At 31.5% G+C, this 14802-nt stretch carries 16 protein-coding genes; 9 read left to right on the forward strand and 7 right to left on the reverse strand.

What is annotated here, in order from left to right:
* The first annotated feature begins 219 nt into the window (after positions 1–219).
* Complete coding sequence (locus RSC72_RS05180) at positions 220–2772, forward strand: TonB-dependent receptor domain-containing protein (RefSeq protein ID WP_332543941.1); 2553 nt, start codon at positions 220–222, stop codon at positions 2770–2772.
* Positions 2773–2852: 80 nt separating this feature from the next.
* On the opposite strand, the gene mscL is transcribed toward RSC72_RS05180, so the two are convergent.
* The 5 genes from mscL to RSC72_RS05205 form a co-directional block, all read right to left on the reverse strand.
* The gene (gene mscL, locus RSC72_RS05185) at positions 2853–3290 is read right to left on the reverse strand and encodes a large conductance mechanosensitive channel protein MscL (RefSeq protein WP_332543942.1); all 438 of its coding nucleotides are present in this window, start codon (positions 3288–3290) and stop codon (positions 2853–2855) included.
* A 39-nt stretch (positions 3291–3329) separates the two neighbouring features.
* A complete protein-coding gene (lgt, locus tag RSC72_RS05190) occupies positions 3330–4226 on the reverse strand; it encodes a prolipoprotein diacylglyceryl transferase (RefSeq protein ID WP_332543943.1) in 897 nt (298 codons plus the stop codon).
* Entirely contained in the window at positions 4223–4459 is a 237-nt protein-coding gene (gene yidD / locus RSC72_RS05195) for a membrane protein insertion efficiency factor YidD (RefSeq protein ID WP_332543944.1), read from the reverse strand. Before yidD ends, lgt begins: the two co-directional genes overlap by 4 nt.
* Before the next feature lie 96 nt (positions 4460–4555).
* Positions 4556–5062, reverse strand: coding sequence for a thioredoxin family protein (locus RSC72_RS05200; RefSeq protein WP_332543945.1), 507 nt, complete (start codon positions 5060–5062; stop codon positions 4556–4558).
* Positions 5063–5119: 57 nt separating this feature from the next.
* Positions 5120–5524 carry a hypothetical protein gene (locus tag RSC72_RS05205; RefSeq protein WP_332543946.1) on the reverse strand — a complete coding sequence of 135 codons (405 nt, stop codon included), beginning with the start codon at positions 5522–5524 and terminating at the stop codon, positions 5120–5122.
* Between the two features lie 114 nt (positions 5525–5638).
* Between RSC72_RS05205 and RSC72_RS05210 the strand changes: the two genes are divergently transcribed.
* The 3 genes from RSC72_RS05210 to RSC72_RS05220 all read left to right on the forward strand — a co-directional run bounded on the left by RSC72_RS05210 (position 5639) and on the right by RSC72_RS05220 (position 7937).
* Complete coding sequence (locus RSC72_RS05210; RefSeq protein ID WP_332543966.1) at positions 5639–6919, forward strand: replication-associated recombination protein A; 1281 nt, start codon at positions 5639–5641, stop codon at positions 6917–6919.
* Positions 6920–7149: 230 nt separating this feature from the next.
* Entirely contained in the window at positions 7150–7569 is a 420-nt protein-coding gene (locus RSC72_RS05215) for a type II 3-dehydroquinate dehydratase (protein WP_332543947.1), read from the forward strand.
* Between the two features lie 44 nt (positions 7570–7613).
* Complete coding sequence (locus RSC72_RS05220; RefSeq protein WP_332543948.1) at positions 7614–7937, forward strand: hypothetical protein; 324 nt, start codon at positions 7614–7616, stop codon at positions 7935–7937.
* Positions 7938–7982: 45 nt separating this feature from the next.
* Here the strand turns inward: RSC72_RS05220 and yihA are convergent, their stop codons facing one another.
* Both yihA and RSC72_RS05230 read right to left on the reverse strand, forming a co-directional pair.
* Entirely contained in the window at positions 7983–8615 is a 633-nt protein-coding gene (gene yihA, locus RSC72_RS05225) for a ribosome biogenesis GTP-binding protein YihA/YsxC (protein ID WP_332543949.1), read from the reverse strand.
* Positions 8612–9400, reverse strand: a complete 789-nt coding sequence (locus RSC72_RS05230) for an alpha/beta fold hydrolase (RefSeq protein WP_332543950.1) — start codon at positions 9398–9400, stop codon at positions 8612–8614. Before RSC72_RS05230 ends, yihA begins: the two co-directional genes overlap by 4 nt.
* 259 nt (positions 9401–9659) lie before the next feature.
* Between RSC72_RS05230 and mraZ the strand changes: the two genes are divergently transcribed.
* Genes mraZ through RSC72_RS05255 form a run of 5 tightly spaced genes read left to right on the forward strand, consistent with a single transcriptional unit; the run spans position 9660 to position 14799 of the window.
* Entirely contained in the window at positions 9660–10121 is a 462-nt protein-coding gene (gene mraZ, locus RSC72_RS05235) for a division/cell wall cluster transcriptional repressor MraZ (protein WP_332543951.1), read from the forward strand.
* On the forward strand, positions 10114–11019 hold the full coding sequence (rsmH, locus tag RSC72_RS05240) for a 16S rRNA (cytosine(1402)-N(4))-methyltransferase RsmH (protein WP_332543952.1): 906 nt from the start codon (positions 10114–10116) through the stop codon (positions 11017–11019). Before mraZ ends, rsmH begins: the two co-directional genes overlap by 8 nt.
* The gene (locus RSC72_RS05245; protein ID WP_332543953.1) at positions 11020–11379 is read left to right on the forward strand and encodes an FtsL-like putative cell division protein; all 360 of its coding nucleotides are present in this window, start codon (positions 11020–11022) and stop codon (positions 11377–11379) included.
* Complete coding sequence (locus RSC72_RS05250) at positions 11357–13339, forward strand: penicillin-binding protein (RefSeq protein WP_332543954.1); 1983 nt, start codon at positions 11357–11359, stop codon at positions 13337–13339. Before RSC72_RS05245 ends, RSC72_RS05250 begins: the two co-directional genes overlap by 23 nt.
* Positions 13336–14799, forward strand: coding sequence for a UDP-N-acetylmuramoyl-L-alanyl-D-glutamate--2,6-diaminopimelate ligase (locus RSC72_RS05255; RefSeq protein WP_332543955.1), 1464 nt, complete (start codon positions 13336–13338; stop codon positions 14797–14799). Before RSC72_RS05250 ends, RSC72_RS05255 begins: the two co-directional genes overlap by 4 nt.
* Positions 14800–14802 lie beyond the last annotated feature (3 nt).

A 14802-nucleotide genomic window follows, 5' to 3' on the forward strand; every position in this document is an offset into this window, starting at 1 on the left:
ACGTTCTTTTGACATCGATCGTGTAAAAAGGTTTAATCTAAGAAATGTTAATTTTTGTTTTTTTACATGACAATAAAAGATAAGAGTTGTAACATCTGATAAAAAGTGACGACTGATAAAATTAATATTAAATATTTTTTGAAATCGATTAAACCTTTTCCAAAAAGGATTGTCAAACTATTTAGTAAAATTTTAAACTACAAAAGAAAAATTAAACAAATGAGGTTAAGAAATTTATTTGCTTTAATGTTTATCTGTGTTTGTGCAAGTATAAATGCGCAAGAGCTTTTAAAGATTAAAGGAAAAGTCTTATCGAGTGACAACAAGCCAGTTGAGTATACGACAATTTCGCTTGAAAGTACCGAAGAAGGAGTTGTTGCAGAAGGAGCAACAGATGCAAAAGGAGATTTTGTGATAGAAGCAAAAGCTGGTCATTATATTTTAGTAATAGAGCCATTAGGATATGATTTGATTCAAAAAGATATTGATTTAACTTCAGCTTTAGATTTAGGAACTTTTAAAGTAAAAACAGAGCAAACTGTATCTCTTGGAGCGGCTGTTGTTACGGCAGAAAAACCAATTTATAAAGTAGAATTGGATAAAAAAGTTTACGATATGGCAAATGATCCAATGTCAAAAGGTCAAACTTTATCAGATGCTTTGGCGAATGTGCCATCTGTACAAGTAGATGCAGAAGGTAATGTGTCGTTAAGAGGAAATGATAATGTAAAGTTTTTGATTGATGGAAAACCATCTGGAATGTTAGGTGTTTCGGATGTTGCTGAAGCGTTGAAAAATATTCCTGCAGAAAATGTAGAACGTATAGAGTTGGTTACAAATCCATCTGCACGTTATGAAGCTTCTGGTTCTGCTGGTATTATTAATATTGTTCTTAAAAAAGGTACAAATACAGGATTTAACGGTTCTGCTACTATAAATGGAGGAATTCCAGAAACAGCAGGTGCTAATGTTAACTTAAATTATAAAACAACAAAATATAATCTTTACACAACTTTAGGAACACGTTATGCAAACAATGAAGGTGGTGGAAGTGCTTTGTTAACAAGTTTTAAAAATAATTTAATCACAGATATTAGAAAAACAGATACAGAACGCGAACGTATTCGTCGTAATTATAATATACGTCTAGGAGGAGAATATTATTTAGATGATAAAAATACAATTGGTGCTTCTGCAGGTTATCGTTACAATAATGGAAATAATATTAGTAATGTAGACTATTTTTATTATGATCCGAATTGGATGTTAACAGACAATACATCTCGAATAGAGAATGAAAAAGAGATTGAAAGTAACTTTGATGCAGATTTTAACTATAAACATGCATTTGATAAAAAAGGACACGAATTAGTTTTTACAGGACGCTATTCTTATAGTAAAGAAGATGAAAATGGTAGAATTAATGAGTTTAATAATCAAAATGCAATTACCGATCGTGAAAATACATATAGTTTAGAAAAACAAAATACACTTGTTTTTACAACAGATTATGTGAAACCAATCGGAGAAAAAGGAAAGTTTGAATTAGGAGCTCGTGCAGATTTTAACAATACAAAAACAAATAGTGGAAATGATATTGTTGATAATAATAACGGAACACTAACTCCAAAACCAGGCTTTTTAGCTAATATAGATAACCAACAAAATGTATACGCAGCTTATGCACAATATGGAAATGCAATTGGCGAAAAATTTCAATACTTTGCAGGTTTACGTGTAGAAAGTTCGGATATCAGTATAAAGGATTATACAAACAATACAACTATCGAGAAAAAATACACTGATTTATTTCCAACCTTAACGTTGAATTATAAGTTTACAGATAAGAAAGAATTACAATTAAGTTATTCTCGTAGAATTCGTCGTCCAATGGGTTTCATGTTAATGCCATTTTTCTCAAGTCTTAATGATAAAGATATCAGAAAAGGAAATCCAGATTTAAATCCAACATATACAAATTCGTTAGAATTATCTTACATCGCTACAGTAGGTAAATTAATGGTAACACCAACATTATTTTATCAAAGAACAACAGATATGATTAATGATTTTCAACGAAGAAATAATATTTTAGTTGGTCAAGATTCTATAACAGGATTAGATAAATATGATAAATCATTTATCACAAAACCAGTAAATATTGGAAATGAAGATCGTTATGGATTAGATTTAACAACAACGTATCGCCCATATAAATGGTGGAATTTAATGCTTAATGTTAATCTATTTGGATATAAAAGAACAGGAGTTTATTCAGAAACAAATAATGATTATTTAAATCCAGCAACAGGAAATGTAGAAACAAAAACAGATACACAAGATTTTTCTGGAGACGGATTTAGTTCTCGTGGTCGTTTATCATCAAGCTTTACATTACCAGCAGATTTTAAAATACAAGTTGCAGGTAATTATATGGGAAGTATAAAAACGGCACAACAAAAATCAGAAGATAATTTATCGATGGATTTTTCGATGTCAAAAGATTTATTGAATAAGAGAGCAACCATAACATTCAATATTCGTGATGTATTTGATAGTAGAAAACGTGAAATGACAAATTATTTAGAGGATTTATCAGAAAACACAAGTTCTACAAATTATAATAGCATGCGTTGGATGAAAAGATCTTTCAATTTATCATTTACATATCGCTTTAAAGCATCAAATGAAAAAGAGCAACGTGGAAAGCGTCCTGATGGAGGTGAAGAAATGGGAGGAGGTGAAGATATACCAATGCCAGCAGCTTCTTAGTATTTAGTACATCTAAGAAATCAATAAAATAAAAAAAGGTTAGCAATTTGCTAACCTTTTTTAGTTGAATAAAACTTTATTTATTGTTTCTCTTTTAATAAATCTCTAATTTGTGCTAATAACTCTTCTTGAGTTGGACCTGCTGGAGCAGCTTCCTCTTCCGATTTTTTCATTTTATTGATTGTTTTCACCATTAGAAAAACAACAAATGCAAGAAGAATAAAGTTGATAGCAACAGTAATAAAATTACCATACGCAAAAATAGCAGCATCAGGAGCAATTTCCTTCGCTTTTGCTAATGTAGATCCTGCAGGAATACTTTCAGCACCTTTACCTATTGCATAATAAATACTACTAAAATCTGGTTTACCAGCAATTGCCGCAACAATTGGCATAATCAAGTCATCTATAACGCTAGTAACAATTTTACCAAAAGCACCACCGATGATTACACCGACTGCTAAGTCAAAAGCATTTCCTTTAACTGCAAATTCTTTAAATTCTTTTAAAAATCCCATAAGTCTAAATTTATTTCAATGTTTGTATAATAATTTATTTTAGTTTGATTGTGTTGTATCTATTCTGTTTTTTGAAGAAACAAATAAGTAAATTCCGATTAACATAAAAGGAATACTCAAAACTTGTCCGTTGTTTAATCCAATATTTAATGCTTGTGCAATAGCTTCTTCTCCTTGGTTTTCTTTGTAAAATTCTACAATGAAACGTATTAAAAATAAGAAAAATAAGAATATTCCTAACAAAGCACCTAAATTTTTTCTTTTTTCTGTTTTATTATAAGCATATAACATAACAAAGCCTAAGATAATATAACCAATTGCTTCGTAAATTTGAGCTGGATGGCGCGGTACAACTTCTCCGTAACCGCTACTTTGTTGATGAAATTTAACCGCCCAAGAAACAGCAGTTTCTTTTCCAACAATTTCTGAATTGTAAAAATTACCAATTCGTACAGCAGCGCCTCCAAAAGGAACAACAACAGCAATACGATCTAATAACCAAAGTACATTTCTTTTCAGATATTTACGGCTAAATAAATAAGAAGAAATAATAACACCAAGAGCAGCACCATGACTTGCTAATCCACTAAAACCAACAAATTCGTAATTTTGTAATAAACCAAAAAAAGCAGATTCACCTGGTGCATGTTGCACTGGTAAAAAAACTTCAATCGGTCTTTCTATAAAAGCAGACGGATCATAAAATAAATATTCACCTAATCTTGCTCCTGCAATAGCACCAATAAATGTGTAAAGAAATAATGGGTCTAATAATTCTTTCTTTTGATTCTCTTTTTTAAATATCTTCGACATCAAATACCACCCAATTATAAAGGCAACTATCCAACATAAACTATAAATATGCACTTTAAATCCTCCTAATTCAAACAAATAAGGTTTCGGATCCCAATCGATATACGCTATTAAATTTATCATTCTTTTTTGTTTTTAGGAACTGGGTCATAGCCATGTCCGCCCCACGGATGACAACGCCCAATTCGTTTTGTTCCAAGCCACAAACCTTTTAGTAGACCATGCTCTTTTAATGCTTCAATCATATACGATGAGCAAGTTGGTTGATACCTACAATTACTTCCCATCCACGGAGAAATAGCAAGTTGATAAAAACGAACGAAAAGAATAAATGGTTTTACCAAAAAATTGTTCATTAGACAAAGTTAATCAATCAACGAAATAAAAAAAGAATCAACTCTAAAGTTTTATCCGCTTTTGGAGTTGATTCCGTTTATTTTATAAGTAAAAAATTATTTTTTAATGTAAGATGCAGGATCTAATGCTTTGTAAGACCAGCCTTGTAAAAACTCTAACACAACTTTCGGATCATGTCCTTTTACTTCTTTACTCTCTAAATAAGCCGAATTCTGTGTGTGAATTAAATTTCCTTTTCCATCTAAAATAACAAAAACAGGAAATCCAAAACGTTCCGGATGATTTAGTGCTGCTAAAGTTGCTTCATTTTTATTTTTAGGCGAATAATTTACATGCACAACTTCGTAGTTATTGGCAATATAATTTTTTACGTCTTCATTTTCTTTTGTCAACTTATCAAACATAATACACCAAGCACACCAGTTTCCACCTATCTGTAACAAAACATGTTTTTTTTCGGCAGACGCTTTTTGTACAGCATTCGCAATGTCTACTTTCGGATTAGCTTCTTCGCTATAAATTTTTGGTTTTTCGGTCTGTTGACCAAAAGCAAAACTTAATGATAAAACCATTAAGCTTAAGAAAAGTGATAATTTCTTCATTTCGATTCTAAATATTCAATCGAAAATACAATAAAAAATTATGCCGAAATTAGTTTTCTACAAATTAATTAATCGATAACATGAATTTAATTTTTCTTGAACCGAATTAATCTCGTTTTTCTTTTCAAAACATGTTGAATTATTGATAATATTAATAGAAAATTTAGATTCAAATTCCAATCGATCCAATTCTATTTCATAAAAATTAATTTGATGATGTATTTGATTAAAATAATAATTGACCAACTCCGAATACATTAATTTATATTCTTTATTAAGCTGTATAAATTCTACAAATTCCTGCGCTTCTATCAAAAACAAAATCATTTGTTTATTAATTTCAGCTTGTTTGTCTTTTAACTCAATCTTTTTTAAATAATCTGTTGATAAAGTAATTTTATCACCCAAAAGTTGGTGTTTTCTTGTCAAAATCAACGCACATTCTAACGCTTTCTTCATCATCTTAATTTTTTATCTATCACAAAGTAAAATCATTAAAAAGACAAAACGTGTCGTCGAAAAAACACTTATTTTTTGATGAAACTTTACCTAACTTTGAAATCTAAACAAGATTTTATGAATGCGCCTTTAGCTGAAAGAATGCGTCCGAAAACGCTGGAAGATTATATAAATCAAAAACATTTAATAGGACAAAATGGACCAATAAAAATGATGTTGCAGCATGATATGATTGCTTCGATGATTTTTTGGGGACCTCCAGGAACTGGAAAAACGACGCTTGCACAATTAATTTCTGAGTTAACAGATCGTCCTTTTTATACCTTGAGTGCAATAAATTCTGGTGTAAAAGAAGTACGCGAAGTAATAGAAAAAGCAAAAAATCAGAATTTATTTTCGGGAACAAAAAATCCAATATTATTTATAGATGAAATTCATCGTTTTAACAAATCACAACAAGATAGTTTGTTGGGTGCAGTAGAAACGGGTTTGGTTACATTGATTGGCGCAACTACAGAAAATCCAAGCTTCGAAGTGGTTCCTGCATTACTTTCTCGTGCGCAAGTTTATGTGTTAAAACATCTTGAAAAAGAAGATTTAGTCGATTTAATAGAACGAGCTATAAAAAAAGATTCCATTTTATCGAAATTAGATATTCAATTAGATGAAACAAATACATTGCTTAGATATTCTGGTGGTGATGCCCGAAAATTATTGAATGGATTAGAATTGGTAATTAATAGTTTTTCTCCATCAGAAAAAATAATTATTAACGATGAAATTGTACACAATCGTATTCAGCAAAATTTAGCTCGTTATGATAAAACTGGTGAACAGCATTATGATATAATTTCGGCATTTATAAAATCTATTCGTGGTTCAGATCCTAACGGTGCAGTTTATTGGTTGGCGAGAATGATAGAAGGCGGTGAAGATTTGAAATTTATTGCACGTCGATTATTAATTTCTGCTTCCGAAGATATTGGTAATGCAAATCCTACTGCAATGATTTTGGCAAATAATACATTTCAGGCGGTTTCGGTTATTGGTTATCCAGAATCTCGAATTTTGTTGAGCCAGTGTGCGGTTTATTTGGCAAATTCGCCAAAAAGTAACGCAACTTATATGGCAATAGGAAAAGCACAACAAGTTGTAAAGCAAACAGGAGATTTACCTGTTCCGTTGCATTTGAGAAATGCACCAACTAAGTTGATGAAAGATTTAGATTATGGAAAAGAATATAAATATTCGCACGATTTTCCAGGTAATTTTGCCGAACAAGAATTTCTACCTGATGAAATTTCAGGAACAGCTTTTTATGAGCCAGGAAATAATAAAAGGGAACAAGTAGATAAGCAAAGCTTAAACCAGAAATGGAAAGGTAAGTATGGTTATTAAATACAAAATTCCAATTATAATAGATAATTGGAATTTTTGTTTAGGTTGGTTAATAGGTTTAGGTAAGATTATTTTAGTTTAGGTTGATATTTTATTAATTTTGGTTGGTTATATTAGTATTAACAATATGCGTGCCAAAAGTTAAAAATTTTAATACAAAGTGAAAAGAATCAGAAAAAAAATAATATTTTCAATCAAAATATAGTTAAAAATTTTATAAATAAAAGATAATGAAGCAAATACAAATAATAAACGGACCCAACTTAAATTTGTTAGGAGTTCGTGAGCCAGAAATTTATGGTACACAAACTTTTGAAGATTATTTTATTGAGTTAAGAAAACAGTTTCCTAATGCTTCATTGCATTATTTTCAGTCCAATCATGAAGGAGATATTATTGATAAAATACACGAAGTTGGTTTTTCGTATGATGGTATTGTGCTTAATGCTGGTGCGTATACGCATTATTCGTATGCGATTGCAGATGCGATAAAAGCTGTAAAAACGAAGGTTGTGGAAGTACATATTTCGGAGATTTATGCAAGAGAAGGTTTTCGCGCAATAAGTGTTACTGGAGTTAATTGCCTAAAGATTATTTCAGGAAAAGGTTTGCCTGGTTATGTAGAAGCTGTTGAAGAATTTTTGAAATAATTGTTTATTATTCATTAACTTAACAATTCAAAATAATCAATCTTATGAAAAACCTACTTTTTGTACTTGGAATTGGACTGACGATATTCAGTTGTAATGCCAAACCTGATAAAAATGATGCCGAATTGCGTGCACAAACTATGGTTTCTTGTGAAAAGGAAGCTTTACAAGCTAATATGTCCGACGAAAAGAAAATTTTAGTAAAAGAATATTGCAGCTGTGCAACAGATAAGATGTTGGGTGAGTTTACGTATACAGAAATGTTACAGTTGAATAGCCCGTCTAAAGAATTACAAGATAGATTAATGAAATTGATTGATCCTTGTTTGAAAGAGCTTAAAACAAAATCAACTGAAATTGGCGAATAATTATGATAAAATAAAAAACTCGAAACCATGGTTTCGAGTTTTTTATTAATATTCTTTTTTGTACTGTTCTTTCTTGAATTCGTCTACAAGATGTTCGTTTAAACTGTCTATGTATCCGATTATTTCTAATTTTCCTACTTTGCTCGTTGCAGAACTAACGAAAATTTTAGGTAGCTCTTCCCATTTTTTCAATAGTTCATTTTTATAATGATTCAAGTTTTTTTGCATTTGCGCACTTGTTAATTTGTCAAGTTTTGTAAATACAATAGAAAAAGGAATTTGTTTGTTTCCTAACCATTCCATAAACTGTAAATCGATGGCTTGTGGCGTATGACGAGAATCAATTAGTAAAAATACATTTACCAAATTTTTTCTGAACTCGATATAATCATAAATCATTTTATTAAATCCACCACGAACACCTTTAGGTGCTTTTGCAAAACCATAACCAGGTAAATCGGCTAAATACCAAGTTTCATCCATCTCAAAAGTATTGATCAATTGAGTTTTTCCTGGAGTAGATGAAGTTTTTGCTAACGATTTACGCTCCGTTATCATGTTAATCAAAGATGATTTACCAACATTAGATCTTCCGATAAATGCATATTCTGGCTTAAACGGGTCTGGGCAATCTGTATATTTTTGAGAACTTTTTACAAATTCAGCTTTTTTAATCATAATTCAGCTTTTGTTGTTGCATTAAATTGTTTTTCAACTAACCATTTAAATAAAATTTCGTTGAATAATTCTGGATGCTCCATCATAGGTGCATGTCCACACTTGTCGATCCAATATAAAGTTGCATCTGGCAATTCTTGCTCAAATTCTATAGCAACTTCTGGAGGAGTAACAGAATCTTGTTTTCCCCAAATCAAACAAACAGGTATTTTAATATCAATCAAATCTCCTTTCATGTTAGATTTTATGGCGTCACGTGCAATATATAATGTTTTGATAGCTTTATTTCTGTCATTTACAGTGTTAAAAACGTCATCAACAATTTCTTTTGTAGCAACAGCAGGATCATAAAAAACTTCGCGTGTTTTACGTTCTACATATTCATAATTTCCACGTTTTGGGTAAGTTTCACCAAATGACTTTTCATATAATCCCGAACTTCCCGTTAAGCATAATGCTTTCACGTATTCTGGATGTTGATGACAAACCATAAGACCAATATGACCTCCTAGAGAATTACCTACTAAAATAGCTGGCTCTTTTACAATTTCCTCAACAAATTTTGCAACATGTTTGGCTATATTCTTAATGTTAGTACTAATAACAGGTAATGAATATATTGGTAATTCTGGTGCATAAACTTTGTAACCTCTTTGTGCAAAATAATTGGTAAGAGAGCTGAAATTACTAAGTTCACCCATTAACCCATGGAGCAAAACAATTGGTTGTCCTTCCCCTTCTTCGATATAAGAGAACTTATCTTTCTTTTTTAAGCTAAAAAACATTTAGTCGATATTAAGTCGACAAATTTAATTAATTATTAGTTTTTATTACTGCTTTATGCGAAAAACTTTAAAACTCAATTATAAAACGGTGTAACAAGGTCTATATAAAATTTTAAAAATGAAGGAATGCTACTGTTTTAACAATAAATAGGTTAACTCGTTGATACTAAAAATAAAATTGTTAATAAAATTTTAAATAAAAGTGGTAAAAAATGGTATTTAGTGGTAATATTTTATTTATTTTTGAAAAAAATCTATCGTGAATTCACTAATTGGTACATACGAGTGTAAGGTCGATACAAAGGGAAGACTCCCAATACCAGTCGGTTTGAAGAAACAATTGACTGATTATTTGGAAGATGGCTTTGTGTTGAAACGCTCTGTGTTTCAGAATTGTTTAGAGCTGCATCCGATGAAAGAATGGGGAAAAGTGATGAATGATCTGAACAAATTGAACCGATTTGTGAAAAAGAACAACGATTTTATTCGAATTTTTACCGCAGGGTTAAAAATTGTTGAAGTTGATACGAATGGAAGGCTTCAAATTTCAAAAGATTTAGTGAAATTTGCGCAAATTAATAAAGATGTAGTTTTGAATTCTTCTGTTAACATGATTGAAATCTGGGATAAAGATTTGTATGAAAATGCAATAAACGTAGAGGATTTAGATTTTGCATCATTAGCGGAAGATGTAATGGGAAATTTTAACGAAAATGAGTGAATATCATAATCCTGTATTATTAAATGATAGTGTTGATGCATTAATAATTGATGCATCAGGTATATATGTAGATTGTACGTTCGGGGGTGGAGGACATTCTCGTGAAATAGTAAAGCGTTTGGATCAAAATGGAAAATTATTTTCTTTTGATCAAGATGTAGATGCGATTCGTAATAAAATTGACGATCCGCGTTTTGAGTTAGTCGAACAAAATTTTAGATTTCTTAAAAATAATTTAAGAATCAGAGGAATTAAGCAAGTTGACGGTGTATTAGGTGATTTAGGAGTTTCTTCTCATCAGTTTGATACACCAGAAAGAGGTTTTTCTACTCGTTTTGATGGTGAACTTGATATGCGAATGAATCAAAATGCGAAACTTTCTGCAAAAACAATTATAAACGAATACGAAGAAGCAGATTTAGCTAGAATTTTTTATGATTATGGCGAATTATCAGGCTCATATCGTTTAGCGAAAGAAGTTGTAAAAGCAAGAACAGAAAAGCAAATTGAAACAATTGATGAATTGAAGCAAATTTTTTCATTTATTCCAAAGATGAAAGAAAACAAGTTTTTTGCTCAAATGTTTCAAGCATTAAGAATAGAAGTTAATGATGAAATGGCTGCTTTAAAAGATATGTTAATGCAGTGTACAGATGTTATAAAACCAGGTGGACGCTTAGTTATTATTTCATATCATTCATTAGAAGATCGTTTAACAAAACGATTTATGAAAAACGGAATGTTTGAGGGAGAGCCAGAACGCGATGTTTACGGAAATTGGTCAGCACCATTCAAACCTTTACAATCAAAGGTAATTGTGCCAACGCAAGAAGAAATTAATGAAAATCCAAGAGCTCGTAGTGCGAAAATGCGCATTGCAGTAAGAAACGAAGAGTAAATGGCGAAAAAGAAGAAAATATTACCAGAGAAAAAAACTTTTACAGGTTTGTTAAGAGGTGAGTTTTTAATAAAAACTGGCTCAGAACAAAACTGGAAGTTTATGCTGTATTTGGTAGGATTGGCTTTTTTGAGTATTACAAGTTCACATTGGGTAGATCGCAAGGTAGTTCGCATTGCAGAATTACAAGATAAAGTAGAAGATTTAAAATCTCAGTACACAGATAAGCATCGCGATTTGATGCGAATGCAATTAGAAACAGAAATCCTAGAACGTACAGCAGTGTATGGTTTGAAGATTCCAGATAAACAACCTTATTATATAGTAGACAAGGTTTATGACAGCATCAACGAAAAATAAAAACAACATGGTCATCAAAGGATGGGTAGTAGCCGGCGCTTTAGCGATATGGGCCATCTTTGTTATTGTTTTTATGTTTCGTATAAATATAATAGAAGGGGTTGAATTAGAGCGTTTTGCTGAAAAAAATAACTTTAGGTTAGATACAGTTGCAGCAGAGCGTGGAAATTTATACGCGTCTAATGGAGCCTTAATGGCAACAACGGTAACAAAACATAATATTTATGTGGATTTATCGGTAGTTAAAGACGAATTATTCAATACAGAAATGCATAATCTTGCTGATTCTTTAGGTAAGATGTTCACAAAATCACCAGCATATTTTTACGATAAATTTTCCAAAGAACGTAAAAAGAAAAACCGCTATATGATGTTGGTTAAAGATTTGAATTATGAGGAGTATCAACGAATCAAAAAATTCCCAATTTTTAATAAAGGTCAAAATAAAGGAGGTTTTATTCATGAAACTGAATCAAAACGAGAATTAATCGTTCAAGATATCGGTGTTCGTACAATTGGATACGATGATCAACGTGGAAAAGTAGGTTTGGAAGGAGCATATTCCGATTTATTAAGCGGAATTGAAGGTCGTCGTTGGGAACAATTTATGGGGAGAGGAAAATGGAAACCAATGAAAAGTTGGGAACAAGAACCTCAAGCTGGATCATCTGTTTACACGACTATTGATGCTGATTTGCAAATGGTTGCTTATGATGCATTGTATAAACAACTTTCTGAATTTGAAGCACAACACGGAAGTGTTGTTGTGATGGAAGTGCAAACAGGAAAAGTACGTGCTATTGTAAACCTTTCACGTAAAAAAGATGGTACATATATAGACGATTATAATTACGCTGTAGGTGAAGCCGCCGAACCAGGATCAACATTCAAAACGGTATCTTTATTAGCTGCTATGGATGATGGTTATATCAATAAAAACTCTACGGTAGAAACTGGAGGAGGAAGCTACAAATTCTATGGTCGTACAATTACAGATACACACGGATACGGAACTTTGACGGTTGATGGTGTTATCAAAAAATCATCAAATATTGGTACGGCAAAAATTATCAATCAATATTATGGAGCCAATCCAAATTCATTTTTCGAAAAATTGGATAAATGGCACATGACCAAACCATTAGATATAGATGTTTTAGGAGAAGGACGACCAATTATGCATCGCCCAGATAGTAAAGCGTGGAGTAATATTACACTTCCGGTTATGGGATATGGTTATGGTTTGCAATTAACACCGATTCAGATTGTTACATTTTACAATGCAGTAGCAAATAATGGTAAAATGTTGAAGCCATTATTCATGGATAGAATTACAAAGAAAGGTGAAGCTGACAAAAATTTTCAACCAGTAGTTTTGGTAGATCAATTAACATCTTTAGAAAATATCAAACAAATGCAAGAAATGCTTCGCGGAGCAGTAGAGCAGGGAACTGGTAAAATTATTAGCAATAGTAATTATGATATTGCAGGAAAAACTGGTACAGCTCGTGTTGATTATTGGAAAAAAGATGGAAAAGGAATGCAATATCGTGCATCTTTTGCAGGATATTTCCCAGCAGAAAAACCAAAATATTCGTGTATAGTAGTTGTTCATAAGCCAAATACAGCAAAAGGATTTTATGGAGGTAGTGTAACAGCTCCTGTATTCAAAAAGATTGCCGATTGGGTATATTCAAAAACACCTATACCTTTACCAAAAAATTTAGTAAAAAGAAATACAGTAGCCGAGTTTAAAAAAGGCGATAAAATAAATGTAGGTAAATCTAAAAATACAATTCCTAATGTTACTGGACATACCGGTTCGGATGTAATTCCAGTGTTAGAGAATTTAGGATTAGATGTGCAATATACAGGTTTTGGAAAAGTAATAAGCCAATCCATTCCTGCAGGTACAAGATTTAAGAAAGGTGAAACGATTTATTTAATGTTGGAAGGATGAGAAATTTAGTTGACTTATTATATAAAGTTTCCATTTTAGAAACCATTGGCACTACGAAAGTAGAAGTTAATGAGATTCAGTTCGATTCGAGAAAGATAGGAAACAATGACGTTTTTGTTGCAACAGAAGGTGTAACAGTAGACGGTCATCAGTATATAGATAAAGCAATCAGTTTAGGAGCGAAGGTTATCGTTTGCGAAAATTTACCTACTAATTTAGTAGAAGGCATTACCTATGTTAAAGTAGAAAATTCTACAATAGCACTAGGTATTATTGCATCTAATTATTACGGTAATCCAACAAAAGATTTAAAATTAGTTGGAGTTACAGGAACAAATGGAAAAACAACAACAACAACTTTATTATACGAGTTGTTTACAAAGTTAGGATATGCGTGTGCATTAGTCTCTACGATTAAAATTGTGATAGATGGAGAAGTTATTCCATCTACGCATACAACACCAGATATCTTAACACTAAATAAAATGTTTAGAGAAGCTGTGAATCGCGGTTGCGAGTATGCTTTTATGGAAGTTTCTTCGCATGGTATTCATCAAAATAGAATTGCTGGTTTGCATTTCGAAATTGCTGGTTTTACAAATATCACACATGATCATTTAGACTATCACAAAACATTTGCAAATTATCTATCAGCGAAGAAAAAATTCTTTGACGATTTACCAAAAACATCTATAGCAATTTCTAATGCAGATGATAAAAATGGTAAAGTAATGCTACAGAATACAGTTGCAACAAAAAAAATGTATGCATTAAGAACTGACGCAGATTTTAAAGCGAAAATTATTGAAAACCAATTTGATGGAATGCAATTAGAATTCAATGGAAAAGAATTCTGGACTTCATTAATCGGAAAATTCAACGCATATAATTTATTGTTAGTTTTCGGAATAGCAACAATTTTAGAGCATGATGAAATCGAAATTCTAAAAGCATTAAGTACTTTAGGAAACGTAGATGGACGTTTTCAGACATTTCAAACGCAAAAAGGAATTGTAGTAATTGTAGATTATGCACATACGCCAGATGCGTTGGATAATGTTTTGAATACGATAGAATCTATTCGTACCAAAAGTGAGCAATTAATTACAGTTGTAGGTTGTGGTGGCGATCGCGATAAAACAAAACGTCCAGAAATGGCGGATATTGCTAGCGAAAAATCTAATGTTGCAATTTTTACATCAGATAATCCAAGAACCGAAGATGCAGAAGAAATTCTTCGAGAAATGGAAGTTGGTGTAAAACCACAATTTTATAATCGTACATTAAAAATAACTGATCGTAAAGAGGCAATAAAAACGGCTCTTAAAATGGCAGAACCAAAAGATATTATTTTAATAGCTGGTAAAGGTCACGAAACGTATCAGGAAATTAACGGAGTTAGAACACATTTTTCTGATGTAGAAGTTGCAACAGAATTAAGTAAATTATTAGACAAATAGAGT

The organism is Algoriella sp., from assembly GCF_036647415.1.
Classification (GTDB): Bacteria; Bacteroidota; Bacteroidia; order Flavobacteriales; family Weeksellaceae; genus Empedobacter.